The sequence below is a fragment of the Rhizobium favelukesii genome, from assembly GCF_000577275.2.
Classification (GTDB): domain Bacteria; phylum Pseudomonadota; class Alphaproteobacteria; order Rhizobiales; family Rhizobiaceae; genus Rhizobium; species Rhizobium favelukesii.
Genome location: NZ_HG916852.1, coordinates 3,121,458 through 3,147,889, shown reverse-complemented (window position 1 = coordinate 3,147,889; position 26,432 = coordinate 3,121,458). Strand labels below are relative to the sequence as shown.

Sequence of the window (26,432 nt, the reverse complement as noted above, 5' to 3'; positions counted from 1 at the left end):
ACGGCAAAGCGCACGTGTCGCTGACTTTGCGCGTTTTTTCGACGCGGCTATGCCCGCTCCAACGCGGATCTGGCACTGCCCCAGGAAATGAAGTTCGGGTTGGCGAAGTCGCTGTCATGCGCCTGTGACGTCTTGCCGTAGGTCAGCGGCAACCCGTCCAGCGTGACTGTCGAGCCGCCCGCGGCGCGCAGCACCGCATCGCCGGCGGCCGTATCCCACTCCATCGTGCGCGTGAAGCGCGGATAGACGTCGGCCAGGCCTTCAGCCAGCATGCAGAATTTCAACGAAGAGCCGATATTGGTGCATTGCGCGATCGCATTTGCCGCAAGAAAGACGTCTGTCTGGGGGCTGTTGTGAGATCTGCTTGCCAGCGCCGTCCGGTCGGCCGGTTGCGGGCGCACACGGATGACAGTCCGCTGGGTCACCTGAAAATGGTCATCGACAAGGAGCTTCTCGGCCTTGTCGTTTTCCCCGGCAAAGGCGACGCCAAGGGCAGGGGCATAGACGATTCCGGCGACAGGGCGCCCGTCGCTGATGTAGGCAATATTGACGGTAAATTCGGGCCGCTTGTCGATGAATTCCCGAGTACCGTCGAGCGGGTCCACAAGAAAGAAGGACCTGCCGATCACAGGCACGTTGCCGGCTGCCACCGATTCTTCAGCGATGATCGGCGTCTTGGGGAAGGCGGCTTCAAGCTGTGCGATGATGATGCGCTCGGCTCGCTCGTCGGCAATCGTGACCGGGCTGTTGTCTGCCTTCCTGGCCGACGGGCATCCCTCCCGGTAAACCTGCATGATGGCCTTGCCCGCTTCCAGAGCGGCGCGCTCAAATGTTTCGAGCATTGCTCGCCTTCCGGATGTCACGTGTTGCGCCGACGCAAAGCGCCTTACCTTATATAGGCAATTCTCGCGGCCATGGGAATCTTATCCCGCGCATGGTCTGCCGTTGAACACTTCCGGGAGAGACGTTCAGCTGCGGACATAGGCTGCAGCGTCTGGTCGTCGGGGGGTGGTTCTGGCTTAGCTGGGCCGTTTCCAGTCAAAAAGCGCTTTCTTAGGCTCAGTATGCTGAAAAAAGCGAATTCTTGAACGCAAAAAAGTCATTTTCACCAAAACGACAAAGAACTTTGGGGCTTTGCGATTTTGCACTTCCCTTTTGGTTTGAAAGCGGTATGAAATCCTTAATCAAGGGCTCATCAAAGGCTCTAATAACAAGAGATGCTGGCTGAACCGGCTTGCATCCAGGGGAAATGACATATGGAATATTTTGTCCAGCAGCTCGTTAATGGGCTGACTCTTGGATCCATCTATGGCCTTGTGGCTATTGGCTATACGATGGTTTACGGCATTATCGGCATGATCAACTTCGCTCACGGCGATATTTTCATGCTTGGCGGCTTTGCCGGCCTGATCGTTTTTCTCGTCCTCACGTCCATGTTCGCGGGCCTTCCGGTTGCGGTTTTGCTGCTGGCGATGCTGGTCGTTGCGATGCTGATGACGAGTTTGTGGAACTGGACGATCGAGCGCGTTGCCTATCGTCCGCTGCGCGGATCGTTCCGCCTGGCGCCCCTTATTACCGCGATCGGCATGTCGATCACGCTGTCGAACTTCATCCAGGTGACCCAGGGGCCGCGCAACAAGCCGATTCCGCCGCTGGTCAGCACTGTCTACAATGTCGCCGGTATCTCCGTTTCGCTGAAACAGATCGTCATCATCATCATCACGGCTGTGCTGCTGACGTTGTTCTGGTATCTCGTCAATCATACGTCGCTCGGGCGCGCTCAGCGTGCAACTGAGCAGGATCGTAAGATGGCGGCGTTGCTGGGCGTCAATGTCGATCAGACGATTTCCGTTACCTTCATCATGGGTGCGGCGCTCGCTGCGGTCGCAGGCACGATGTATCTGATGTATTATGGCGTCGTGAACTTCAACGACGGCTTCGTACCGGGTGTGAAGGCGTTCACCGCGGCTGTTCTTGGCGGTATCGGCTCCTTGCCGGGCGCTGTTCTCGGTGGACTGATGATCGGTCTCATCGAGTCGCTGTGGTCGGCTTACTTCACCATCGCGTACAAGGATGTGGCGACATTCGCCATCCTCGCTTTCGTGCTGATCTTCAAGCCGACAGGTATCCTGGGTCGGCCGGAAGTCGAGAAGGTTTAACGTCATGGAAAATGCTGTACGTTCCGCTGACAAGTCCGCAAACGCCGGACTTGTTCAGAAGGGTATTAAAGAAGCTCTGTTCGCGGCTCTCATTTCATTCGGCATGTTCGTGCTCTACGTCGGCCTGAAGACCGACCAGAACATCTCCAACGAACTGATCATCGTCCAGCGCTGGGGCCTTCTTGCCATCTTCGTGGCGATTGCCGCCGTCGGCCGCTTCCTGACGGTCGTCTTTTTGAGGCCGCATCTCGATGCGCGCAAGTTGGCGAAGGCGCGCAGTGGCGAGCTGGATATCTCGACTGAAAAAGGCTTCTTCCACACGCACTTCCTGAAGATCGCCCTTGTCGCGCTACTGCTCTATCCCGTGTTCATCTACGCCGTCGCCGGTCCACAGGGCTCGCTGAAGTGGGTGGATAACTTTGGTATCCAGATCCTGATCTATGTGATGCTGGCCTGGGGGCTGAACATCGTCGTCGGTCTGGCTGGACTGCTCGATCTCGGCTACGTCGCCTTCTACGCGATCGGGGCGTATTCTTACGCGCTTCTTTCCAGCTATTTCGGCCTGTCGTTCTGGGTGCTCCTGCCTCTGTCCGGTATTCTGGCTGCGCTGTGGGGTGTCATTCTGGGCTTCCCGGTTCTGCGACTGCGTGGTGACTATCTGGCGATCGTAACGCTGGCCTTCGGTGAAATCATTCGCCTGGTGATCATCAACTGGACGGATCTCACCAAGGGAACGTTCGGTATCTCGGGCATTCCGAAGGCAACGCTTTTCGGTATTCCCTTCGATGCGAGCGCCGGCGGCTTCGCGAAGCTCTTTCACCTGCCGATTTCCTCGGCCTACTACAAGATCTTCCTTTTCTACCTGATCCTGGCCCTTTGCATGCTGACCGCCTATGTGACGATCCGCCTGCGCCGGATGCCGATCGGCCGCGCGTGGGAAGCCCTGCGCGAGGACGAAATCGCCTGCCGCTCGCTTGGCATCAACACGGTGACGACGAAGCTCACGGCCTTTGCGACGGGCGCCATGTTCGGCGGCTTCGCCGGCTCCTTCTTTGCCGCCCGCCAAGGCTTCGTTTCCCCGGAATCGTTCGTCTTCCTGGAATCGGCAGTTATCCTTGCCATCGTCGTTCTCGGCGGCATGGGCTCGCTGACGGGGATCGCGATCGCCGCAATCGTCATGGTCGGCGGCACGGAACTGCTGCGTGAGATGGCCTTCCTGAAAGCGATTTTCGGACCTGACTTCACGCCTGAGCTCTACCGCATGCTGTTGTTCGGTCTGGCGATGGTCGTCGTAATGCTGATCAAACCGCGCGGCTTCGTAGGGTCGCGTGAACCGACAGCCTTCCTCAAGGAGCGCAAGGCAGTTTCCGGCAGCTTTACCAAGGAGGGCCATGGTTGATGAGCCCTCAGGAAACAAACATGACCAGCGATACTTTGCTCAAGGTCGAGCACCTGTCGATGAAGTTCGGCGGCCTGATGGCGATCAACGACTTCTCATTTGAAGCCAAGCGTGGCGACATTACCGCATTGATCGGCCCGAACGGCGCCGGCAAGACGACGGTCTTCAATTGCATCACAGGTTTTTACAAGCCGACGATGGGGATGATCACGCTGAAGCAGAAGAGCGGCAAGGAGTTCCTGCTTGAACGCCTTCCGGATTTCCGGATCACCAAGGAGGCCAGGGTTGCCCGCACGTTCCAGAACATACGGCTGTTTTCCGGTCTGACGGTTCTCGAAAACCTGCTCGTCGCCCAGCACAACAAGCTGATGAAGGCGTCCGGGTATACAGTGATGGGCCTGGTGGGCATCGGGCCATATCGGGCTGAGGCGAAGAACGCCATTGAACTGGCGCGCCACTGGCTGGAGAAGGCCGATCTCATCGATCGTGCCGATGACCCCGCTGGTGATCTGCCCTACGGCGCACAGCGCCGGCTTGAGATCGCGCGCGCCATGTGCACCGAACCGGAGCTTCTGTGCCTCGATGAGCCCGCCGCTGGCCTCAATCCAAGAGAGTCGGCTGTGCTGAACGCGCTGCTGCGCAGCATTCGTGCTGACAGCGGCACGTCGATCTTGCTGATTGAGCACGACATGTCGGTGGTCATGGAAATTTCCGACCATGTCGTCGTGCTGGAATACGGCCAGAAGATTTCCGACGGCACGCCTGATGACGTGAAGCAGGACCCGCGGGTTATCGCAGCCTATCTCGGTGTCGAGGACGAGGAAGTGGAAGAAGTGATTGCAGCCGTAGAGAACCTCGAAGGAGGCTCGCACTGATGACTGGTCAGCCACTTCTAAACGTTCAGGGCGTTGAAACCTATTATGGCAACATCCGGGCCCTGGCCGGAATTGATGTCGAGGTCCATAGCGGCGAGATCGTCAGTCTGATCGGTGCCAACGGCGCCGGCAAGTCGACCCTGATGATGACAATTTGCGGAAGCCCACAGGCACGCACCGGCTCGGTGATCTTCGATGGCCAAGACATCACGCGTCTGCCGACGCACGAGATCGCACGGCTGCGCATCGCCCAGTCGCCGGAGGGGCGGCGCATTTTCCCGCGCATGACCGTCATGGAAAATCTCCAGATGGGCGCTGGCCTCGACAACCTGAAATATTTTAGCCAGGACGTTGAGAAAGTCTTCGCGATGTTCCCGCGCCTCAAGGAGCGCCAAGGCCAGCGCGGCGGCACGCTCTCGGGAGGCGAGCAGCAGATGCTCTCGATCGGTCGCGCGCTGATGGCGCGTCCGAAGCTGCTGCTTCTCGACGAGCCCTCGCTTGGTCTCGCGCCGCTGATCGTCAAGGGCATTTTCGAAGCGATCAAGAAGTTGAACAAGGAAGAAGGGCTAACCGTCTTCCTCGTGGAGCAGAACGCTTTTGCAGCCCTGCGCTTGTCGGACCGTGCCTATGTCATGGTCAACGGCAAGGTCACAATGAGCGGTTCCGGTATGGAGCTGCTTGCAAATCCGGAAGTGCGTGCCGCCTATCTCGAAGGCGGACGTCATTGAGCATGACGAAGGGGAGACTTTGATATGCAGGGACTTTTCTTTGAAGGCGATACAGGCGTGCGCAGCGCCATTCGGCTTTTCGTCGTGCTGATCGGATTTTGGACTGCGTGGCGGGCAGGCAAGGCCGCGGCTGACAGCTGGAGCGACTATCCGTTGGTCATCGCTTACACCGTGCTTCTCGCTGGAGCGATGCAGTTCCTGCATCATGCGCTGTTTAATGGACCGGTTCTCAGCGTCTTTTACTACGTGATCGACCTGGTCCTTCTTTCGATCTTCTCGACGGCCGGCTATCGCTATCGCCGGACCAACCAGATGGTCAATAACTACTACTGGCTATACGAAAAGACGTCCCCCTTCTCCTGGAAGGCAAAACATTGACAGCCGGTTGAATCTAGGGACAGATTGCCCCTCGGAGTGGAACAAGTTTCCTGGCGCAGTAAAGTGGGTAATGCGCTGGGTAGTGGAACGGAACCCGCTAGAAAATTGGGAGTAATAGAATGAAAAAGTCTCTCCTGTCGGCTGTAGCTCTGACGGCGATGGTCGCCTTCAGCGGCAACGCATGGGCCGACATCATCGTTGGCGTTGCTGGTCCGCTGACCGGCCCGAACGCTGCATTCGGCGCTCAGCTCCAGAAGGGCGCAGAGCAGGCCGCTGCTGACATCAACGCTGCGGGCGGCATCAACGGCGAGCAGATCAAGGTCGTACTCGGCGACGACGTCTCCGACCCGAAGCAGGGCATTTCGGTTGCGAACAAGTTTGCTGCTGACGGCGTCAAGTTCGTTATCGGCCACTTCAACTCGGGCGTTTCGATCCCGGCTTCCGAAGTTTACGCTGAAAACGGCATGCTCGAAATCACCCCGGCCGCTACGAACCCGAAGTTCACCGAGCGTGGCCTCTGGAACACGTTCCGTACCTGCGGTCGTGACGACCAGCAGGGCGCAATCGCCGGCAAGTATCTTGCCGACCACTTTAAGGACGCCAAGATCGCCGTCATCCACGACAAGACGCCTTACGGCCAGGGTCTGGCTGACGAAACCAAGAAGTCTCTGAACGCTGCTGGCACGACCGAAGTCCTCTACGAAGGCATCAACGTCGGTGACAAGGACTTCTCGGCCCTGATCGCCAAGATGAAGGAAGCCGGCGTCACGATCATCTACTGGGGTGGTCTCCACACCGAAGCTGGTCTGATCATCCGCCAGGCTGCCGACCAGGGCCTGAAGGCGACGCTCGTTTCCGGTGACGGTATCGTTTCGAACGAACTGGCATCGATCGCTGGTGACGCTGTTGCCGGTACGCTGAACACCTTCGGTCCTGATCCGACGCTGAACCCGGCCAACAAGGACCTCGTGGCGAAGTTCAAGGCTGCGGGCTTCAACCCGGAAGCTTACACGCTTTACTCCTACGCCGCGTTGCAGTCGATCGCTGGTGGAGCAAAGGCTGCCGGTTCGAACGATGCTGAAGCTGTTGCTGCTGCAATGAAGGCAAAGGGCCCGTTCCCGACCGTTCTCGGCGACATGTCGTTCGACGAAAAGGGCGACCCGAAGCTTCCAGGCTACATCATGTACGAGTGGAAGAAGGGTCCGGACGGCAAGTATAGCTACTTCCCGCAGGACGCCAAGTAAGGGTTCATCCCCACTTTGGTGCGGTTTCAGGAAGCCCGGTCGCAAGACCGGGCTTCTTGCGTTTGGCCCCTCGCGCTTTTTGCGCTACTGGCTAGGAAGCCAATCACAGCATCCGGAACAACTCGCCATGTCCAAGCCACGCATTCTCGTCACGCGCCAGTGGCCGTCAGCCGTCGAGCGCATTCTTTCGGAACGGTTTGATGCAACATTCAATCTCGACGATGCGGCGATGAGTGTGGAGGCGCTTAACAAGGCGATCGGAGACTATGACGCTGTTTTGCCGACCGTCTCCGACAAGTTGCCGGCGAGCGTTTTTGACGTGGCGATGCCGCGCGCGCGCATACTCGGCAATTTTGGGGTCGGCTACAATCATATCGATATCAACGCCGCCAAGGACCGCGGTATCGTCGTGACGAACACCCCCGGTGTGCTGACCGACTGCACGGCTGATATCGCCATGCTGCTGCTTCTGACGGTCGCCCGACGCGGCGGTGAGGGCGAGCGCCAGGTGCGTGCCGGTGAGTGGGGCGGTTGGTGCCCGACGCACATGATCGGGACGAAGGTTACCGGCAAGACCGTCGGCATCATCGGCTTTGGACGCATCGGCAAGGCGTTTGCACAGCGCTGCCACTTCGGCTTCGGGATGGAGGTGGTCTTCTACAACAGGTCGCCGGTCGAACAGGCGGAAGCGGCGCGCTACGGCGCGCGGCAATTGCCGACGGTCGAGGACGTGTTGGCGCTGTCCGATTTCGTGTCCTTGCATTGCCCCGGTGGAGCAGAGAACCGGCACCTGATGAATGCTGCGCGGCTTGCCGCGATGAAGCCGGGCGCGTTCCTGATCAATACGGCTCGCGGCGATGTCGTCGACGAGGCAGCGCTGACCAATGCGTTGAAGAACGGTGTCATTCGCGGTGCGGGGCTCGACGTGTATGAGGCCGAGCCGCATGTACCGGATGCACTGAAAGCCATGAACAACGTCGTTTTGCTGCCACATCTCGGTAGTGCAACGGAGGAAACGCGCACAGCCATGGGGATGAAGGTCGTCGACAACATCACCGCCTTCTTTGAAGGCAGATCGCCACCGGATCGCGTTGCCTGAGTCTCGGCCACGCCTGGCGAACTGCCGTCGGGCTGGAGCTTCAGCTCAAAAAGCAATTTGCCGTCGCGGTGGTCAACGGAGACCGTCAAGTGTGACCTTGGAGGGAACGGATAGAATGGTTTCGTAAACGTTGGCCCGTATCTCGACGATCCGGGCAATATCGCGCCCTGTCGCTGTGCGGATCAATGCAACTTCCTCCGAACTCTTGGCGATCAGCTATGCGCGCGACAGCACCGTCATGGCGACCCTGCTGGTCGAGCAGTCTCTCGGTTTTTGGACTAGGTCTACATCATGGATCGCGACAAGATCGTGCTGGCGGCGCGCCGTTGTCTTACGGTTTGAGATCGTGCTGGTCCATTAGGCAAATGCCGCTTTTGCCGGCAGCGCGCCAAGGGGAGCTTGCCTTATGTGGCCAGCCACACTCCGGGTCGGCACGGCACAGGAATTGCTTGTAATCGTTTAGAGACATCAATGAGAACGGCCGCAATAAGCGGCGAGGCGCTGGAAGGGGATGGAATGACGAACGCCGCGGCAGCCACGAGACCGCAGAGGGCCGAGGGGCGCGGGCATCTGGCTGCAAAGGCGCTCGACGGTCGCACGCGGCTGCGAGAGCTCTATCAGGAAGGGGCGGCGAAGATTCGCCTGCCGGATACGTTCGATTCCTCCATGGAAGCCGTCATCATCAATACGGCAGGTGGCCTGACGGGCGGCGACCGGATGAACTGGAGCATCGATGCCGGTCCCGACACGCGCATCGATGTCACCACACAGGCCTGCGAAAAAATCTACAAGGCATCGTCAGCTACGGCCGAGGTCAACACGACCATTTCTGTTGGCGCCAAGGCGCGGGTGGATTGGTTGCCGCAGGAAACCATTCTGTTCGATCGCTCGTCGCTGTTTCGCCGGCTCGACGTCGACCTTGAGGACGATTCGGAGTTCCTTGCCGTCGAGGCGATCCTGCTCGGCCGCAAGGCGATGGGGGAGGCCGTCGAAACCGGGCTTTTCCGTGACCGCTGGCGCATCCGCAAGGGGGGCAAGCTCTGCCACGCGGAGGACCTCCAGCTCATGGGCGACGTTGCCTTGCTAACCCGGGCCGATGCGGTGCTCGGCGGCAAGGTTGCCTTCGCGACGGTCCTCTATGTCGGGCCGCTCGCGGACGCCTATCTCAGCGCCGCGCGTCCCTTGCTCGAAGGACATATGGGTGGTGCCAGCAGTTGGGCCGGCAAGCTCGTCGTGCGCCTCTCGGCGCCGGATGGCTTCGCCTTGAGAAAAATCCTGATCCCGATCATTTCGACCTTGCGCAATGGAGCGCCGGTACCGAAAGTCTGGAATCTCTAGAGCCAGATGATTTCCGGTCGTTTCGACCTGAAATCTGAATCCCGTTCTCAATTAAAGAAGTAGAGCATGATGTTGTCCGAAAACCGCTTCACACCTTTCGGCATCATGCTTTGTTCAAGCAGATGGATGCACGATGAACCTCACACCGAGAGAAAAAGACAAGCTGTTGATTTCGATGGCGGCGATGGTCGCGCGGCGGCGGCTGGAGCGGGGCGTTAAGCTCAACCATCCGGAGGCGATCGCGCTCATCACCGATTTCGTCGTCGAAGGAGCTCGAGACGGACGGCCCGTCGCCGAGCTGATGGAGGCCGGTGCCCATGTCATCGGTCGTCATCAGGTGATGGAAGGCGTTGCCGAGATGATCCATGACGTGCAGGTCGAAGCGACGTTCCCGGATGGAACGAAGCTTGTGACGGTGCACGAACCGATCCGCTGAGGAGGCGGCAATGCTCGAACTGCGACCCAACTGCGAATGCTGCGACAAGGATCTGCCGCCCGACAGCGCCGAGGCGATGATCTGCACCTTCGAATGCACGTTCTGCGCCGATTGCGTCGCTGATGGTCTCGGTGGCGCCTGCCCGAATTGCGGCGGGGACCTCGTGCGTCGCCCGGTTCGGCCGGCCGCGATGCTCGCCAAGCACCCGGCATCGACAAAACGTGTCCTGAAGGCCGAGGGTTGTGCGCCCGTCAAGGCCGCGTGAGGAGAAAAACATGATCCCAGGAGAAATCATCACTGCAAGTGGCGAGATCGAGCTGAACGTCGGCGCGCCGACCGTGACGCTTGACGTCGCCAACACCGGCGACCGCCCGGTACAGGTCGGCAGCCATTATCATTTCGCGGAAACCAATGCCGGTCTCTCCTTCGACAGGGAGAAAGCGCAAGGCATGCGTCTCGACATTCCGGCCGGAACGGCCGTCCGCTTCGAGCCTGGTCAGACGCGCTCGGTGACGCTGATCCCGCTCTCGGGCAAGCGCGAGGTCTACGGCTTCCGCCAGCTCGTCATGGGCAAGCTCTGACGAAAATCCGGGAGGAAAGAGATGCATTGGACGATCGGCCTGCTGGCGCTGGCGGGCGGTATGGCTGCCGCTTCGGGAGCGTTTGCGCAGCAGACGGACTGCAAGAACCCGCAGACGCAGATGGAGATGACAAGCTGCGAGCAGGATCGCTACGACACGGCAGACAAGGCGCTGAACGAGCAATGGAAGAAGACGCGCGCGCAGACGGCGGACGTCGACACGAACTTGGAAGAGAAGGACCGCGGCGCAGAGAAGGCCTTGCTTACCGCGCAGCGGGCCTGGATCTCCTACCGCGACGCCGAATGCCAAGCCGAGGGCTTTCAAGCGCGAGGCGGGTCGATGGAGCCGATGCTGGTTGCGGGCTGCCTCGCCAACCTGACGGACAAGCGCACGAAGGAGCTGAAAGAGCTCTCGGACGCATTGGGCAACTGACGTGGGACAGAGGATCATGATCGTCGGCAATGGTGACGTGAGCAAGGAGGGACGCGCGGCGATCGCCGCTGCGGGCTTTGTCATCCGCTTCAATGAGTGCCGGTCCTATGCCGCAAGCCCTGGCCGGACAGATGCCGTTGCCGTCTGCAATACGGGCAGGCCGGGCAAGGCGATGACGGAGGCGGCGAGCTGGCGGGTGCTGCCGTGCGTCGTGGAGGCCTCCGAGATCTGGTGCGTGCGCGATCCTGAAAAATTTTCCGCCATGCGGGCGCCATTGGCCGTTTCCCATCCCGAGCTCGACGACTTCTGCGACGATTATACGAGCAAGTTCAAAGCCTTCTGCGAGGAAGCGGGCAAACGGCATGTGGTCGTTGAGAAAGTGATTCATGAAGCGGTGGACGAGGCGCTGACCGCGTTCCACCCCGAGCCTTACGTCGTGCCGAGCACCGGGCTTATCGCGATTGCCGAAACCTTCCGTCGCTTTCCGGATGCCGAAATCGGTCTTGCCGGCTTCGGCCATGCGGGCTGGGAAGGGCATCCCTTCGTCGCCGAAAGGCAACTCGTCGACAGCTATATCGCCAATGGCCGGCTGGTGCGCTACGCAGTTGAACCGTCTCTTTCTTCCTCCCAAGGAGCCTGACATATGCCTTATAAGATTTCCCGCGCTGCTTATGCCGGCATGTTCGGTCCGACCACCGGCGACAAGGTGCGCCTTGCCGATACGGAGCTCTTTATCGAGATCGAGAAGGATTTCACGACCTACGGCGAAGAGGTGAAGTTCGGCGGCGGCAAGGTGATCCGCGACGGCATGGGGCAGAGCCAGGTGACGCGCGCCAATGGCGCAGTCGATACCGTCATCACCAACGTGGTCATCATCGACCACACCGGCATCGTGAAGGCGGATATCGGCCTCAAGGACGGCCGTATCGCGGCGATCGGCAAGGCGGGCAATCCGGATACGCAGCCTGGCGTCAACATCATCGTCGGCCCGTCGACCGAGGCCATTGCCGGCGAAGGAAAGATCATCACGGCCGGCGGCATGGATGCACATATCCACTACATCTGCCCGCAGCAGATAGAGGAGGCACTGATGTCAGGCGTCACGTGTATGCTGGGCGGCGGCACCGGCCCGGCACATGGCACGCTCGCCACGACCTGTACAGGCGCCTGGCATATCGAGCGGATGATCGAGAGCTTCGACGGTTTCCCGATGAACCTCGCGCTTGCCGGCAAGGGCAATGCCTCGCTGCCTGCTGCACTTGAGGAAATGGTCCTGGCCGGCGCTTCGTCGCTGAAGCTGCATGAGGACTGGGGCACGACGCCTGCCGCAATCGACTGCTGCCTTTCGGTGGCCGACGAATACGACATTCAGGTGATGATCCATACCGACACGCTGAACGAGAGCGGCTTCGTCGAGGACACGATCGGCGCCATCAAGGGCCGCACGATTCACGCCTTCCACACCGAGGGCGCCGGCGGCGGCCATGCGCCTGACATCATCAAGATCTGCGGCCAGTCGAACGTCATTCCGTCGTCCACCAACCCGACGCGTCCCTATACGGTCAACACCATCGCCGAGCATCTCGACATGCTGATGGTCTGCCATCACCTGTCGCCGTCAATCCCGGAAGATATCGCTTTCGCCGAAAGCCGCATCCGCAAGGAAACGATCGCCGCGGAAGACATTCTCCACGATATCGGTGCGTTCTCGATCATCTCGTCCGACAGCCAGGCGATGGGCCGCGTCGGCGAAGTGGCGATCCGCACCTGGCAGACGGCTGACAAGATGAAGCGTCAGCGCGGCCGGCTCAAGGAAGAGAAGGGCGAGAACGACAATTTCCGCGTCCGTCGGTACATTGCCAAATACACGATCAATCCGGCGATCGCCCAGGGCCTCAGCCATGAGATCGGCTCGGTCGAAGTCGGCAAGCGCGCCGACCTCGTCTTGTGGAACCCGGCCTTCTTCGGCGTCAAGCCGGAGATGGTGCTGCTCGGCGGCTCGATCGCTGCGGCACCAATGGGCGATCCGAATGCCTCGATCCCGACACCGCAGCCGATGCACTACCGACCGATGTTCGCTGCCTATGGCAAGCTGCGCACCAGTTCGTCCGTCACCTTCGTCTCGCAGGCTTCACTCGATGCCGGCCTCAAGCGACGTCTTGGCGTTGCCAAGGAGCTCATCGCGGTCAAGAACACCCGCGGCGGCATCTCCAAAGCGTCGATGATCCACAACAATTTGACACCGCAGATCGAGGTGGATCCAGAAACCTATGAAGTGCGCGCCGACGGTGAATTGCTGACCTGCGAGCCGGCGACCGTGCTGCCGATGGCGCAGCGGTACTTCCTGTTTTGATTGATCCGGCGCGGCCGGTGCAAAGGCGCCGGTCGCTCCTCACGTCGCGCTGTTCTTCGTACTGCGGCATTGAGCCCGATGACGTGTGCTGGATTTCGCTTCGATAGGCGGCCACGCCGGAATTTGGGGATCCACAAAGAGTGTCATGATGCTCCAAATCCGTTCGACCGTTTAGGGGGAATGTCGCCGATCCTCCGGTCCACGAGCGCTCCGACACGATGCCGGAAGCGCTATTTTCATCAGAACGGGAAAACTATCGGGCCACAATGATACCTGGGGGTTGCCAGCTGCCTTTGCCGGCCGGCAGGATCGACGGCGCCTTGGTCTTCGGCCAGTACAGGCGCATCACGAGATAGATCTTGTCGTCAGGCGCCGGCAGCCAATTTGCTTCCTTGTCCGCACCGGGGCTGTCCTTTTGAATGTACAGCGTCAACGAGCCGTCCGTACCCTTTTTCATCGCCGGCAACATCGGCGAGTTGATGAGGTAGCGTTTGATCGGGTTCTTGACCAGGAGCTGGCTCTTGCCGTCGTACATTGTAACGGACCAAAACGCATTCACCGGCGGCAACTGGCCGGGTGGGAAGGTGATGGTGTACTTGTGCTTGCTGCCGTCGAGCGGCTCACCGGTGGCGTCCGTTCGGGTATAGGGGTACATCGCTTCGACGGCATCGTTGCCATAGATACCCCCTTTGGCGGCGCCGGCCCGCATCGCCCAATCGCCGTTGTAGAAGGCCTCGTCGCCAAAGAACGAGCCGACGTTCCAGCCGTTGATGCTCTTGTTGCCGCTGGCCAACCATTTGTCGACCTTGTCATTACCCTGCTTCATCGCCACCAGGATTTCGGCTTTGTGTTCGAGCGATAGATCCTTGAACGCGAAGGTCTTTCCCGGACCGATGCCAATCTTCGCAAGTTTTGCACGGATCGCCTTGTCCTTCGGCGTCTCGGGGACGAATTGCAGGGCTGCGTCGAGATACTGGAAGAAGTTATCCTTGATCCCGGCGGTGGTGGCAGGAACGAACTCGATCTTGGGTGCGGCGGGTGGAGCGGGTTGTTTCAGGAACGCAGAAAGCGGCTGCGCCTTGTAGCCGGCCTGAGCTTTCTCGACGTTCGGCATGTCGTCGGCGTTGAAGAGTTGGGTACGGAAAGCAGCGAGTGTGAAGGGCGTCGTGGACCGGAAGACCTTCTCGATCCCGGTTGGCGTTTCACCCTTCCAATCGGGTCCGACCACCAGATAGTCGCCCGGCTCGCTCCCTGTGGCGCGCGTGCCGATGTAGCCAAAATTGTAGGTGTTGCCGTCGATGAACTGGACCGAGTAGTAGCGTTCCTTTTCGATCGCCGGCACCGATATCACCATCGGCTCGGCGCGCAGATCCAGCCAGAGGATCGAATATGGGGTGTCGCTGTTTGGCGTGATGATTGCCGTGTCAGCTGGGGTAGCGACGTGATGCATATTATAAATTTCGTTGAACGGCGCTTTGAACTGCCCCGAGTTCTTGTCTACGGCATACTCCTGCATGACCGCATAGTTCATCACGAGCGGTAAGCCGTAGATGAAGCCTTCCTCAGCGATGTCCTTGGCCTCCAACAGCCTGGGCCATTCGGCGTTGTTCTGATCAATGACCAGGGGGGAGGTCAGGTCGGCCTTCGCCGTCGTCGCGACGAGTGCGGCCATCGCTGCAGATCGGAGCAGATCACGTTTTGTAAGCATCTGGAAAATCCTTTTGGTTCGCAGCCGTCAAGCGACGGGCATAAGTGATAGGAGAAGGTTACGCGACTGCGGATGGTCCCCAACCCCCGCTTGATGTCGCCTTTTGGCTCTCCATGACACTTCCCTTGCAGTGCAATTTGTTGCTATCAGCGGAGCTCGATTAAGGTGCGCCGATCGAGCTCCGGGCACGAGTAACGCCCTACTGGTGAAGGGTCGCGGCAAGGTAGACGCCAAGTTAGGCCCTCAGTTCATCTCACGCCTAAAAATTGATGGGCCAAGATGCGCGACGAAGGATTGGTAAGCCCCCGCGTTGAGAACGTCTTGGCAATTGTGATCGTTGGCAAGTACGTTACTGTAACATACCCCCGTAAACGAGCCGCTCCGAGCCGCCGGGGGAAACTACCGCCCCGGTTGGTCTCGCTATTCCACGGGGAATAAGGCCGACCGACCTCTACGTTACGGTTGCCTTTGCCAGCGAAATCAGCGAGCCCGCTCAACGACTTGTGAAGTCGTCCAGGACCGCTAATGACTACAGTCGGAAGGCAGAAAGCGCCCGTAACATCGCGTATGCTCTGTGCCCCAACTGTCCCCGGAACGCGTTCGACAAGTCTTTAGCGTGGCCAAACTTCAACAGAGCCATCGGTCGGCGCCAGCATGGTCGACCGCACTTCGTCCTCGGCTGGCAATCCCGCCTTTCTGATATCGGTAATCATTCTTGCCCGATCGTCAGGTTGGATATTACGGGATCTGAGTTCAGCGACGATGTTGCGGATGAAATCCGGGCGCATCTCGTTGAAACGAGCGGCTTCCCGACGCGCGTCCTCCATCATCCCCGCATCGGCGTAGATGATGGCGGCAACGGCGTGGAAGAGAGGAAACTTCTGGAGGTCCGCCTGCCTGATCTCAATGACTGCGGTCTTGTCGTCGTGCAGCATGTAGGCGGCGAGCGCACGGGTTCCATGATAGTAGCCGCCGCCACCCGGGTTGAGGGCAATGGCTTGATCCAGTAACTCTGCTCCACGCTGCCACGCTCCACTCATTGCAACACGGGTTCCGAACTCGCCAAGCAATTCGGTATCATTCGGGGTGGTCAATAGCGCCTGTTCGCCGACACGGAGAGCCTCCGGTACATTCTGCATGAAGAACAGCGCGGTCATGAGTGCCTGCTGGGCTCGGGCGTTGCCGGGATCGAGTTGAACGGCACGGCGGGCCGCCTGTAGGCTGCGATCTAGCGGCGACGATGCGTCGTTGCTCGGATTGAACTTGAAACGGTCCTCGTCCAGATAGATGATGGAGAGCATCGCCCAGGCTGTCGCGAAGGTTGGAAAGCGGGCGACCGCGCTCTCGAGACACTCTCGCACCTCGGCATGCCGAATGGCGCTTAGCTCAGCACGGTAGGCATAGAAGGGAAGGGTGCAACCATAGCTCCCGAGATCGCTCGGCGGAGGCTTGGCAACGATGGCCCGCGCGATGATTCCGTATGGTTGCGCTACCGCCGTCGCAACCTTGTTTGCAACGTCCGATTGGATGGCGAACATATCGCGCGTCTGAATTTTGTCGTCATAGGTCTGGGACCAAAGGATCTCGTTGGTGTCGGTGTCAAGCAGTCGCGCCGTAACGCGAACAGCATTGCCGGAAACGCGAACGGCACCCTTGAGAAGAAACCGGGCACCGAGTTCATCACGGACCAGTGCCGCCTCCGTCTCAGGTGGCAGGGATTTCGACGTCTCACGACCGAAGACCTTGATCTCCTTGAAGCGGGGGAGGGCAGTCAATAACTCCTCAGTCAGACCTGTTGCGTAGAGTGCAGCCTGAGGGTCGTTCCTGAAGCTGACGAATGGCGCGATCACCAGGGTAGGGCCGTCGATCGCTGGCGAACTCTTCGGTTGCACAGTTATATGCGCAGATAATACCAACCCCATCGTGACGACACCAATCGCCAATGCTGCTCCAACGGCCATCGGCACAATGCTTCGCACTGACAGGAAGAACCGCCATCCAGACGCATTGACTGACGGTTTTTCATTGCTACCTGCGGAATCCGCAGACGCCCTCCATGTGAACGATGGAGCGTAGCCGCCTTTTGGAATTTCTATCCTGACAGGATCGTCCTGTCCTGCGACCAGATAGTAACGCTCGAGGGCGCGACGCAGCCGCCCGGCCTCGATCCGGACGACAGGATCATCCTGCGTGAACCCCTCTGGGCGCTTGAAGACCTCGATGGCAATGCTGTAGCCCTTGATCCGATCACTGCGGCCGGCAAGCGCTTCTTCGGTCACATAAACCAGAAACGAAACGCTGCGACCCACTTGTGGAAATTCTTCGCTGCTGAGAATGCGCGCGAGCTGAGCGCGAATATCATCGGCGTTCGGGGGCGCGCGCGTGGGCGACGGCGCATGACCGCGCCGCTCCTGCATCTCATTCTCCATGCTTTCTCCTCACCCGCTCTTGAGGGATGCTACCAGAACTTTTATTGCAACTGCAAAATAAAACCTAACGCAGAAATTATGCGTCGTCCACGAGCAAGACTCGCGCCGTATCTATTGCCCCCCGTGCTTGTTCCTATTCTAGCAGGCGATCGTGACAAGAGCCCACGGTCGTCATACGCCGTATGTTACGGTGTCATACTTGCGCTTCCAAGATCACAGGTCACTGTGGCCGGTGCCCTTGCGCGAGTACCTGTTCTGACTACGGATCGACTGCGGCGCAGGTTCCGGCAAGCGGGCTCCGCCTTTTTGAGTTTGCCTGGTGGCATGAAGGTTTGCTGCGGCAGCGTACGGTTAAGGGCGGTCGCCTGCTGTAGGCGGCATAGGGATGGATCAGATGGAAAAGGGTGTCGAATTCGCCAAGGCGTATTTCAAACCGCGCGCCAAGGCGATCGAAGAGCTCGCCGCGCGGAGCGAGGGGTTTCGCGACCTGTGCGACGACTTCGCCACTGCCAGCAGCGAGAAACTGGAATGGGAACGGTCATCCGGCCCAGACCGCGACGAACGTATCGGCGAGTACACCGAGCTCGTCGGCAGCCTTCAGATCGAGATCGAGCAGGCCCTGGACCAAGCTCATGTCGTACCGTTCACCCGACCTCGACAGTGACGAAGCTACCAGTGTTGCTATCGTTTGTTACCGTAACATACTTCCCTTTCTGATCCCGACGCGCGACGGATGTCTCCGGAAACACCTTCTCCGATCAATCGCTCCAGGATGGGATACACTATGTCGAAGAGAATTGGCGTCTTTGGAGGAGCGGCGCTAGCCGCCTTCCTCACTTTAGCGGCGACTAGTTGGGCGGACACAATCAGCTACGCCGATGCGGTGACAGTTCTTGCCAAGGATTGCGGAAACGACATCAAGAAGTTCTGCAATGGCGAGAACCTTGGGCAGGGCCGGATCCAGGCCTGCCTTGAGAAAAATGCCGCAAAGGTTTCGCCGACCTGCACTTCGACGCTTGGCAGCGTGCTCACATCGATCGCCCAGCGCCGGGAAGCGCAGGCGTCGGTGTTCAAGGTCTGCCAGCATGATGTCTCTCAATACTGCAACAGCGTGAAGGGCGACGGGAATATCCTTTCCTGCCTCGTCGAAACCAAACGCGTCGACAGCAAGGCATGCAACCAGGCAATCACCGACGCTGGATGGCGTTGAACTTGATCCGAACCGGGGAAAAGAAAATGTTCGTTCGTCGCCTTAGCGTCTCACTCGCACTCGGCCTGCTGCTGGCTCCCTGCATCGCGTCCGCTCAACAGCTCGACAACAGTCAGATCATGAGCACGCTGGGACAGGTCAGGTCGGCAGCCCCTGCCGTCGACGTCGCCCTGCTCGTGGAGGAGGCAAACGCCAACGTCGGGAAGGGCGTTGCAGCACTCCCCAACTGGAGCAAGCTCGCAGAGCTTTCGCAGCTGATCGTCGAGATCGATTTCGAAAACAACTCCACCGCCATCGAGCCGAAATCCTACCGCACCGTCGGCCTGATCGCAGATGCACTGCATCACCCGGATCTGTTCCGCTACAAGTTCCTTATCGTCGGGCATTCCAGCGCGACGGGATCGGCCAGACACAACCTCGAGCTCAGCCAGAAACGCGCCGACGCGATCAACGAGGCGCTGGCGACGACGTTCGCAATTTCACCCGATCGCCTCTTTTCCGTTGGCGCGGGCGAAGAATGGCCGATCGACGCCGGCCACCCGGAGGCTGCCGATAACAGGCGCGTTCAACTGATCAATCTTGGACTTTTGAAGTAGAGGCCTCGTGGCCCACCGGAGGACAAATAGTGCTTAGGATCTCTCACACCTGCATCATCGCGGTCGCCGCGAGCCTCGCTTTCACCTCACCGGTCGGCGCGCAAGACGCCATCTCGGCCCCCGCGCAGAAGACCATCGGCGCAACCAAGTCCAAAATGGTGCCGTCGCTTGCCGTGCTCAACTCCGTAGGTGCAAAGCTGGAGAACGGCAAGCTGACGATGAGCGGCATCTCAGCAAATTCCATTGTGTTCGCCGACCGCCCGGTGCGTTCTGCGGGGCATGTCCTGACCGCAGAGTTCATCAAGCAGTGGGGCGAGGGGGCAGACAGTTTCGCCAAAGACCCTCCCAATGCGACGATTTCGGTCTTGAGCGCCAAGGGAGATTCCATCGCCGACGCCGTGGTCGTCCTGAAGATGCCGAAGCTCGAGGGCGAGAATCTGACCTTCGACGTGGCTGTGCTCGAAGGTGATCTCGCCGGAGCGGATGGGCCGGCATCACTGTTCATCGACTGGTTTGCGGCACGTGGTCCTTACGGGGGCGTCGCCGTCGGGGGCGCTGGTTTTCGCGCCCCCGTCTGGCGTGGCGGCTGGTACGCACATCCTGGCGCCTATTACGGCGCGGGCGTGGTTGCGGGTGCTGCGGTCGGCGCAGCCGCGGTCGCCGCCAATCGGCCCTACTACCCGCCTCCAGCATGCGGATACTACCCCTATCCACCTTGTTACTAGCGCGACGCAACCGCACCATTTGCGCTGGAGACAGACCAGTGGGAGGCTCGAGAGAAGCCTTCCACACCTGCGGCCAGACTACCGAGGATGTCACTTGTGGATCTGCTATCGGCTCCAAACCCGGTTCTGGAGATATGTGTCGGCACTGTCATTCTGATCGTGGTGATATTCGTGCACGGCGTGGGCATCCGGGCCATCAGTTGGAAATTCAGCAAATCGTGGATGCATGTCACGAGCGCCAGAGGGCACTGGCGCCTGAATCTCGTGCTCGCAGTGACGATCGCTGCCTTGGCAATCCTGCATTTTGCAGAGACGCTGATCTGGTCGGTTCCTCTTTATGCGCGTTCAATCATCCCCTCGATGCGCGACAGCTACTATTTCGTTTTGGAGAGCTACACGACGCTCGGGGAAGGCAACGTCACTCTGCCAGATCGATGGCGTCTGCTCGGACCGATCATCGGCATGTCGGGGTTATTCACCTTCGGATGGACTGGCAGTGTTCTGGTCAACATCATGACCGACGTTGGAAGATTCGATATGTTGCGAGCAAAGCGCGCGCATTCTGACGATGGTCCTCAATGATGAGCATGGGCCAGACCTAGCATTTCGGATGCATATAGGCCGAAATACAGGTTGCTCGTATCTGCTTTGCTTCGAACCCTCTGGGCCGCATCGTTGGATCCGACCGGTCCGGATAAGATAAGGCGGCAAGCATCGGCTCCTTTCCAGAGGGCACGGAAATTCATCACGATTCATCCCAACGATTTACACCAAGGCGCCAGTTGGCCGCGCGAGGCTAAATGTTCACCATTCGCATTCTGCTACTCAACCTGTGCCTTTGTTTGTGGAGCAGTTCTCCGTTGGGGGCCTTTGCGCTTGCGACGACCCCTGCTGAGCCGCCAAAGATCACCGAACTGCTTCGCCTTCTCGAAGACGCGGACGTGAAGACATGGTTGGCGCAAAGGCAAGTTGTGGCTGCGGAAGCCGCGCCTACAGAAGCCGTGCGGGTGATCGACGAATTGGAGACCCGATCACGCACCCGCCTCGACGGACTGCTTTCCGCCGTGCCGCTATTTGGCAACGAACTCTACCGCGTATCGCGTCCGGTTTGGCAAGAGGCGCGCGACAGTGGCCTTGCGCCTGGAATACTGTTGCTCGGGATCATCGCAGCCATTGGCGGGGGCCGATCCATTCGTCGTTCGGCGCCATACATGTTCCCAGCCAACCCTCTGCTGAAGCGAGTCCACACCGAGATTATGCCACTGTTGATATTCACGGCTACGGCTGCGCTATTGTATCTGCTCGTCGCCTGGCCGCCGCTTGTGCGGTTGGTCGTTCTCTACTCGCTTCTGGCGACAGTGGCCTTCCAGGGAGCAATGGCGCTCTACCGGCTCGCGATGGCCGCATCCACATCGATGGCTAGGGTCTATCCTCGCGTCCGACTGCTCGTCGCTGTGCTGACGGCGGCATTGGCATTTTCGGCTATTGGCGAGAGGCTCGGCGTCGCATCGAACGTCCGTTCGCTGAGTGCCCTTATATTTTCGACAGTCTTTCTCCTGATCGTGATCGATACAATAGGCCGCGCGCCTCGAAGTGATGGCAATTCCGCAGTGGGCCGAGCGCCTCGCGCAATAAGGATTGGTGCTGCGATCTCGCTCTGGCTACTTTGGTGCTGTGGCTTCGTAGGATTGTTTTGGATCGGTATCATGATTGTCGTTGTGCCACGCGCGCTGTCAGTCGCTGACAAGCTGACCTCGGCGTTCGCGGCTTCTCACTGGAACAGCAATGGCACGAGGGAGCTGAAAGCCGTCATGCTTGTTCGGGTGGCGAGAGCTGTTATCGTCATCGCGGCAGCGGATTGGATCGCCTTCGTTTGGCACGAAAATTTTCAGCCGTTAGGCGATCACCTGGCTCTGGCTCAGTCGATCGTTGCCGGCGTATTCAATAGCGTTGTTATTCTGCTTGTATTCGACTTAATCTGGCAACTCGGCAACGCATACATCGCCCGCAAGCTCAGCGATTACGGCGACGAAGGAGCGCTCGACTCGAACGAGATGGCGCGCCAAAGCCGGATTCGCACCTTGCTCCCGGTTTTCCGCAACACGCTGGCCGCCGGGCTGCTTTCTGTGGCCGTTCTCACTGTTCTCTCACAGATGGGTGTGCAGATCGGCCCGCTTATCGCCGGAGCAGGGGTGGTGGGTGTTGCTCTTGGATTTGGCTCGCAGACTCTCGTCAAAGACATTGTCAGCGGCGTTTTTTATCTACTGGACGATGCGTTCCGAGTCGGGGAATACATTGAGGCGGGAAGCTACGCCGGTGTCGTCGAGTCGTTTAGCCTACGATCTGTACGACTGCGGCATTATCAAGGACCAATATTTACGGTGCCTTTCGGCACGCTTGGCGCAATCAAAAATTCGAGCCGTGACTGGGCAGTCGACAAATTTCGCTTCCATATCCCCTTCAAAACGGACCTGGATAAAGTGAGCAAACTCATCAAGGATATCGGCGTCGAGCTCGAGGCGGATCCGGAATTCAAGTCATCTTTCATAAAGCCGCTCAAGCTGACCGGCGTCGAGAAAATCGGCGAGTACGGCATCGAAGTCGCTGTAGGGTTCACCTGCAAGCTAGGCGAACAGACTTCGATCCGAAGAAAAGCATACACATTGCTGATGCAGACATTTGGCGAAAATGACATCGATTTCGCCCAGCCGATGGTGCAGGTCAACCGGTCACAATAAGGGGACCGTCGCTGGCAACGGCGGCGGACACCCAGGCTTTCTTCTCAGAGGCGAGGCCACGTTTGCGCTTCACACACGACCTTCAACACGCACCCCTTCAGCTTTAGCGCGTTACCTGAGACAGTCACGGAGCCGTTATAGGTCTTGTTGGCACCCGGATCGGTGATCTTGCCTTCGTAACTGCCGTCCCTACCTCCGAAGGTGCCGATCTGCTTGCCGGCGTGCTTGCCCGATTTCAGGGTGATACAATAGCCGCTGCCGCAGGAAGCGATTTCGGCGGTATCTCCAAGCTCGGTCCTCCAGTTTCCAACAATCGGATCTTGTGCATATGCGATGTTGGCAATTGCCGCAAATGCCGCGATGGCTATGAGTAGGCGCTTCATGACTTCTCCTTCACGTGACTGCGCTCAACAACTACACGGTGGCGCCGGCGAAAGCCCGTAACATCTGGTATGTTCTGTTGCGGACGGTGCTCGATGAGCGAGCCTCGGCCGCCGCCATATTCTTGGCGGCCAAGCCTGCGCGACCGGCCCAGCCACGGCTGACGGTGGCGCGCGCCACGTCCGTCGCAGCGATTCGAACCGAATCAATCGCCTGTTGTTTTCTCCTGTCCGCGAAACGCCACCCCGAGGCGCTCCAATTCGGTGGTGAAACAGAAAACGGAAAACAAGACCGCCAGGAGGAGAAGGCCGCGCCAGACATAGGCCCAGGGCTGTCCAAAATCGGCTTCCGGCAGATGTCGAAATAGCACCAAGGAAAACAGCGCACTGGCGATGATGAAGGTGAGGCGGCTGGCGAACAGGACAAGCTGACCAAGGACAACGTTAGCGTCCCTGAACGGCACGGGAACCTTGAATGCCCGATACCAGTGCGCGAATTGCACCAGTGCTATGCTGAGCCCAATAACCGAAACCATAGGCGTATCGGCGTATACCTGCACATGCCCTGGATCATCCAGCATTCGGGAGTACAGGGGATAGCATTGGCTCAGCAAGGATGCAGAGCCAATCGGCTGTGTCGTCAGCAGCCACGAATATCGCGCCCGCGAAGTCGTCATAGGATTTTCTCGATCTGGCTGTATTACGAGGGGCACACGTCCCAGAAGCCGGTCGTCTTGGCTGGAGTCGTGTAGTACCAGCAATAGCCGGGCTTGGGTGGCGTTCCGGCGATCGAGGCCGCCGTCGCCCCGGCAACGAAGCCGATCGCAGCACCCGCGGCAATCGCACCGCCCGGCCTCCAGTAGCGATGCGGTGCGACGACGACCACGCCGCGGTGCGGTACCGGACGATAACCGGGAGGACGTCGGACGGCTCCGGCTGCGCAACCGCTTGGCCCGCATCCGGCCGCAGCACAGCCTCTCGGGCCGCACGCCGCCGCCCGTCCTGCTTCGGCCGGTGACGGACCGAGGATCGGTACGGAGACCAGCATCAGAACCGAGATTGCCGCAAGCAGGTGGGCGGTGCTCTTGAGGACTTTCATTCGCTTGTGTCCCTTGTGTTTCGAGATCGGTTCTCGCTCTCTTCGCAGCGAGATCGCACACACCATGGCAGCGAAGGCTCCGATGCAGATAGTATGTTACCGTATGCTACGGGTGAGCGGCCGCTGTCTCGGAAGATATGTTTACTTGGGGAAGAGGAACGTCAGCGCGACCCGGAATAACCATGAGCGCCACGACTACCGATGCAGAAGCCATCAACTTTCCCAAGCCCGCAGCCAAGTAGCCTTCCTCAACGGAGCGCATCTGGGTCAAGGCCGTGTATAGCCACGGTTACGCCGGCATCCCCTCTATCCTGATCCAGGCGCAGCGCCGTCTTGGCATCAATGCGATGCAGATGAACATCATCATCCAGCTCCTGGATTACTGGCACGAGCCGACGCGCAAGCCGTTTCCGGCCAAGAAGGAATTGGCGAATCGTATGGATGTCACGGAGAAGACTATCCAGAACAATATGCGCGCCCTGGAGAGGGCTGGCTATATCAGGCGCGAAATGCGCAAGACGGCTGCCGTGGACTGGAACAGCAATATCTACGCCGCTCCAGATGCTGGAAGTGGCGCTGCGGAACCGCACCGATGCCATCATGACCGAAGCTATCAATGAAAGCTGGTTTCACGAGGAGGGATTGCTGCTCGGTGGATGGCAGCCCGAACAGCTCGCCAAGGCCATCCAGGATATTGAGGAAGGCAAAAAGGAGCCGACGCCCGGCCGGATCGTCGCCGCCCTGACATTCAGCTTCTGGACTGCGATGTTCGGCAAGGACTATGAAACGCTGTGGCAGACAACCCTGCACAAGATCGGCCGCAAGCCGGACGGAAAGGGGTTGCGAAGAAAGGATTTCTCCGGCCCGCTGGCGCAAATCCGCAGCCTGCGGAATCTCATCGCCCATCACGAGCCGGTCATCATGTGGAACCTGCCGAAGCGCTACGACAGCATGTTGGAAATGACCGGCTGGCTGTCCCCACCGGCCGCCGCCTGGTGCCAGACCCACTGCCGGTTCCAGCAGGTCTATCCGGCGGAACCGATCGCGCTGCACCAGCCGCCCAAAGAAGCGAAAGGCCGGGGAATCCTGACCGAATGAGCAACCGCGACGATTTTTCCCTGCGATAAAAGGAATGGTGGTGTTGCGCGCAGATAGCTGGTTTTCAGCGCCTTGAGAAAAACAGATATTGGTTGCAGTTCGTATCCCTTCACATCAGGGGTGAGTAGCGGTCTGCGCGTGAGATTGATCTGCTGTCATCGGCATGATTGGCCTCCAGAGAGTTTTCTAGCGACCTCACTCTGCCACGGTGCAGGCCGCTACTCACCCCTGATGGGATCCCAAGGCGCCCATTCGCGGCTACAACGAAAGCCGCTCCATGCAAACTGCCTTTACGAGATCCTGCAGCACCTTCACGCGCTCGACCAACCAGGCGAGCTCCTCGTTGGTGATTGTGTATTTCGACGAATATCGCGCTTCCACATAGGCCCGCGAGAGCAACTCGAAACAGCGTCGTGAAAACCGGCTGTCGCGCGGCCACGCCTCAACCAACCTGATATCCAGCCCTTCGGCTTGAGAGCGAAGAACCTTCAGACGATGGGATTTGGGGCTGTAAAGGGTCAGGGACTGCAGCAGGCAATGATATAGCCGTTCTGTCGATTGATGCAGATTGAAGGCCGCCAGTTTGTAGTTGCCCCGTCCCCCGCAATATTCTGCGATGCCGAAAAATTCGACGGCATCAGGGAACCACTGATCAAAATTAGCTTTCGCTTCCGTATTGGCGTCCTCCGCCGTCAGCGGCTTCGGTTGCGCCAGCGGATGGCCGGGCTCTTCGTAGAGGACGATGCCGTCCCTGGCGATGTCGACGAAGAAGGGGCGACCGCGGGAAAGCTGGTCGTTGACATCAGCCAGCGTGTGGACGATCGGCACGACCGGTGTTTCGATGTGATGAGCGATCTGCTCCTTCAACAGCCGCTCCTCGATGCCTTCCCAGAGTTCCTGCTCCTCCGCGAAGGTCTTGCTGTTGACGACGATCAACAGATCGTAGTCGGAGCGATAGCCGCTCAAGTGATCCTCGACCCAGTCACCGCGGGCGTAAGATCCATAGAGGAGGACCATCAGGATCCTGCCGGCATTGCGCTTGGCCGACAGCTTGCTTGCCTGGAAGGCTTCGACCTCGGCAAACAGGATCTCGATGATGCGCGCCAGTTCGCGCCGCTTCCTGTCCGGCAGGTGCTCGATATGGTCGGTCAGGGTCAAAGCCGCATCAAAGCCTTCAGTCAGAATCGCGTCCATCGTAGCGGTTCCATCATGATTGCACACTAAATCCTTTTACGGGATTCTTTCCATGCGCACAATCCAAGGATGCGCTCAGTGCACGATACATTCGTATTGCGCCCCCTATCCGTATCCAGGCGCCATCTGGGAGGCGCGTCGCTCTCGACTGATGCAGTTGATGAGGCTATTGACGTTTTGACGTGTTCCACCTTGGGGCGTCCTGTCCGCAATCGGACAATCGCAGCACCGTC

At 59.2% G+C, this 26,432-nt stretch carries 29 protein-coding genes; 22 read left to right on the top strand and 7 right to left on the bottom strand.

The window, feature by feature from the left end:
- Positions 1-47 precede the first annotated feature (47 nt).
- A complete protein-coding gene (cysQ, locus tag LPU83_RS54195; RefSeq protein WP_024315664.1) occupies positions 48-842 on the bottom strand; it encodes a 3'(2'),5'-bisphosphate nucleotidase CysQ in 795 nt (264 codons plus the stop codon).
- 414 nt (positions 843-1,256) lie between these two features.
- On the opposite strand from cysQ, the gene LPU83_RS54190 reads away from it, so the two are divergent.
- The 14 genes from LPU83_RS54190 to ureC all read left to right on the top strand — a co-directional run bounded on the left by LPU83_RS54190 (position 1,257) and on the right by ureC (position 13,022).
- Positions 1,257-2,159, top strand: a complete 903-nt coding sequence (locus LPU83_RS54190) for a branched-chain amino acid ABC transporter permease (protein ID WP_024315665.1) — start codon at positions 1,257-1,259, stop codon at positions 2,157-2,159.
- Positions 2,160-2,163: 4 nt separating this feature from the next.
- Positions 2,164-3,558: a high-affinity branched-chain amino acid ABC transporter permease LivM gene (gene livM, locus LPU83_RS54185; protein WP_024315666.1), complete on the top strand. Its 1,395-nt coding sequence runs from the start codon at positions 2,164-2,166 to the stop codon at positions 3,556-3,558.
- Positions 3,558-4,433 carry an ABC transporter ATP-binding protein gene (locus LPU83_RS54180; RefSeq protein WP_024315667.1) on the top strand — a complete coding sequence of 292 codons (876 nt, stop codon included), beginning with the start codon at positions 3,558-3,560 and terminating at the stop codon, positions 4,431-4,433. Before livM ends, LPU83_RS54180 begins: the two co-directional genes overlap by 1 nt.
- Positions 4,433-5,161, top strand: coding sequence for an ABC transporter ATP-binding protein (locus LPU83_RS54175; protein ID WP_024315668.1), 729 nt, complete (start codon positions 4,433-4,435; stop codon positions 5,159-5,161). Before LPU83_RS54180 ends, LPU83_RS54175 begins: the two co-directional genes overlap by 1 nt.
- Before the next feature lie 24 nt (positions 5,162-5,185).
- A complete protein-coding gene (locus LPU83_RS54170) occupies positions 5,186-5,539 on the top strand; it encodes a DUF6867 family protein (protein WP_024315669.1) in 354 nt (117 codons plus the stop codon).
- Between the two features lie 119 nt (positions 5,540-5,658).
- Positions 5,659-6,783 carry a branched-chain amino acid ABC transporter substrate-binding protein gene (locus tag LPU83_RS54165; RefSeq protein ID WP_024315670.1) on the top strand — a complete coding sequence of 375 codons (1,125 nt, stop codon included), beginning with the start codon at positions 5,659-5,661 and terminating at the stop codon, positions 6,781-6,783.
- 127 nt (positions 6,784-6,910) lie between these two features.
- Positions 6,911-7,882 (top strand): 2-hydroxyacid dehydrogenase, encoded by a 972-nt coding sequence (locus LPU83_RS54160; protein WP_024315671.1) that lies wholly within the window; start codon positions 6,911-6,913, stop codon positions 7,880-7,882.
- Between the two features lie 516 nt (positions 7,883-8,398).
- Positions 8,399-9,220 carry an urease accessory protein UreD gene (locus LPU83_RS54150; protein ID WP_024315672.1) on the top strand — a complete coding sequence of 274 codons (822 nt, stop codon included), beginning with the start codon at positions 8,399-8,401 and terminating at the stop codon, positions 9,218-9,220.
- A gap of 133 nt (positions 9,221-9,353) precedes the next feature.
- Entirely contained in the window at positions 9,354-9,656 is a 303-nt protein-coding gene (locus tag LPU83_RS54145; RefSeq protein WP_024315673.1) for an urease subunit gamma, read from the top strand.
- A gap of 10 nt (positions 9,657-9,666) precedes the next feature.
- The gene (locus tag LPU83_RS54140) at positions 9,667-9,921 is read left to right on the top strand and encodes a DUF1272 domain-containing protein (RefSeq protein ID WP_024315674.1); all 255 of its coding nucleotides are present in this window, start codon (positions 9,667-9,669) and stop codon (positions 9,919-9,921) included.
- A gap of 10 nt (positions 9,922-9,931) precedes the next feature.
- Complete coding sequence (locus LPU83_RS54135) at positions 9,932-10,237, top strand: urease subunit beta (RefSeq protein WP_024315675.1); 306 nt, start codon at positions 9,932-9,934, stop codon at positions 10,235-10,237.
- 21 nt (positions 10,238-10,258) lie between these two features.
- Positions 10,259-10,669 carry a lysozyme inhibitor LprI family protein gene (locus tag LPU83_RS54130; RefSeq protein ID WP_024315676.1) on the top strand — a complete coding sequence of 137 codons (411 nt, stop codon included), beginning with the start codon at positions 10,259-10,261 and terminating at the stop codon, positions 10,667-10,669.
- A gap of 16 nt (positions 10,670-10,685) precedes the next feature.
- Entirely contained in the window at positions 10,686-11,309 is a 624-nt protein-coding gene (locus LPU83_RS54125) for an amidohydrolase family protein (protein WP_024315677.1), read from the top strand.
- A gap of 3 nt (positions 11,310-11,312) precedes the next feature.
- Positions 11,313-13,022 (top strand): urease subunit alpha, encoded by a 1,710-nt coding sequence (gene ureC, locus LPU83_RS54120; RefSeq protein ID WP_024315678.1) that lies wholly within the window; start codon positions 11,313-11,315, stop codon positions 13,020-13,022.
- 253 nt (positions 13,023-13,275) lie between these two features.
- Here ureC and LPU83_RS54115 read toward each other — a convergent pair whose 3' ends face one another.
- Positions 13,276-14,730, bottom strand: a complete 1,455-nt coding sequence (locus LPU83_RS54115) for a DUF1254 domain-containing protein (protein WP_024315679.1) — start codon at positions 14,728-14,730, stop codon at positions 13,276-13,278.
- A gap of 611 nt (positions 14,731-15,341) precedes the next feature.
- Positions 15,342-17,159: an adenylate cyclase gene (locus LPU83_RS54110; RefSeq protein ID WP_024315680.1), complete on the bottom strand. Its 1,818-nt coding sequence runs from the start codon at positions 17,157-17,159 to the stop codon at positions 15,342-15,344.
- Between the two features lie 394 nt (positions 17,160-17,553).
- On the opposite strand from LPU83_RS54110, the gene LPU83_RS54105 reads away from it, so the two are divergent.
- The 6 genes from LPU83_RS54105 (at position 17,554) to LPU83_RS54080 (ending at position 22,428) form a co-directional block, all read left to right on the top strand.
- Positions 17,554-17,823: a hypothetical protein gene (locus LPU83_RS54105; protein WP_024315681.1), complete on the top strand. Its 270-nt coding sequence runs from the start codon at positions 17,554-17,556 to the stop codon at positions 17,821-17,823.
- 120 nt (positions 17,824-17,943) lie between these two features.
- Positions 17,944-18,369: a cysteine rich repeat-containing protein gene (locus LPU83_RS54100; protein ID WP_024315682.1), complete on the top strand. Its 426-nt coding sequence runs from the start codon at positions 17,944-17,946 to the stop codon at positions 18,367-18,369.
- A gap of 26 nt (positions 18,370-18,395) precedes the next feature.
- Positions 18,396-18,965 (top strand): OmpA family protein, encoded by a 570-nt coding sequence (locus tag LPU83_RS54095; protein WP_024315683.1) that lies wholly within the window; start codon positions 18,396-18,398, stop codon positions 18,963-18,965.
- A 29-nt stretch (positions 18,966-18,994) separates the two neighbouring features.
- The gene (locus tag LPU83_RS54090) at positions 18,995-19,690 is read left to right on the top strand and encodes a hypothetical protein (RefSeq protein WP_024315684.1); all 696 of its coding nucleotides are present in this window, start codon (positions 18,995-18,997) and stop codon (positions 19,688-19,690) included.
- 96 nt (positions 19,691-19,786) lie between these two features.
- Positions 19,787-20,272 (top strand): ion channel, encoded by a 486-nt coding sequence (locus LPU83_RS54085; RefSeq protein ID WP_024315685.1) that lies wholly within the window; start codon positions 19,787-19,789, stop codon positions 20,270-20,272.
- Between the two features lie 794 nt (positions 20,273-21,066).
- Positions 21,067-22,428 (top strand): mechanosensitive ion channel family protein, encoded by a 1,362-nt coding sequence (locus LPU83_RS54080; RefSeq protein ID WP_157997362.1) that lies wholly within the window; start codon positions 21,067-21,069, stop codon positions 22,426-22,428.
- A gap of 44 nt (positions 22,429-22,472) precedes the next feature.
- On the opposite strand, the gene LPU83_RS54075 is transcribed toward LPU83_RS54080, so the two are convergent.
- The 3 genes from LPU83_RS54075 to LPU83_RS54065 form a co-directional block, all read right to left on the bottom strand.
- A complete protein-coding gene (locus LPU83_RS54075; RefSeq protein WP_024315687.1) occupies positions 22,473-22,811 on the bottom strand; it encodes a DUF2147 domain-containing protein in 339 nt (112 codons plus the stop codon).
- A 203-nt stretch (positions 22,812-23,014) separates the two neighbouring features.
- Positions 23,015-23,344 carry a hypothetical protein gene (locus LPU83_RS54070; RefSeq protein WP_141652564.1) on the bottom strand — a complete coding sequence of 110 codons (330 nt, stop codon included), beginning with the start codon at positions 23,342-23,344 and terminating at the stop codon, positions 23,015-23,017.
- Between the two features lie 164 nt (positions 23,345-23,508).
- Complete coding sequence (locus LPU83_RS54065; RefSeq protein WP_024315689.1) at positions 23,509-23,907, bottom strand: hypothetical protein; 399 nt, start codon at positions 23,905-23,907, stop codon at positions 23,509-23,511.
- Positions 23,908-24,182: 275 nt separating this feature from the next.
- On the opposite strand from LPU83_RS54065, the gene LPU83_RS54060 reads away from it, so the two are divergent.
- Positions 24,183-24,527: a helix-turn-helix domain-containing protein gene (locus LPU83_RS54060; RefSeq protein WP_197901937.1), complete on the top strand. Its 345-nt coding sequence runs from the start codon at positions 24,183-24,185 to the stop codon at positions 24,525-24,527.
- Positions 24,469-25,005, top strand: coding sequence for a hypothetical protein (locus tag LPU83_RS54055; RefSeq protein ID WP_197901936.1), 537 nt, complete (start codon positions 24,469-24,471; stop codon positions 25,003-25,005). The genes LPU83_RS54060 and LPU83_RS54055 overlap by 59 nt, the downstream gene beginning before the upstream one ends.
- Positions 25,006-25,263: 258 nt before the next feature.
- On the opposite strand, the gene LPU83_RS54050 is transcribed toward LPU83_RS54055, so the two are convergent.
- Entirely contained in the window at positions 25,264-26,199 is a 936-nt protein-coding gene (locus LPU83_RS54050; RefSeq protein WP_024315691.1) for a HEPN domain-containing protein, read from the bottom strand.
- Between the last annotated feature and the right edge of the window lie 233 nt (positions 26,200-26,432).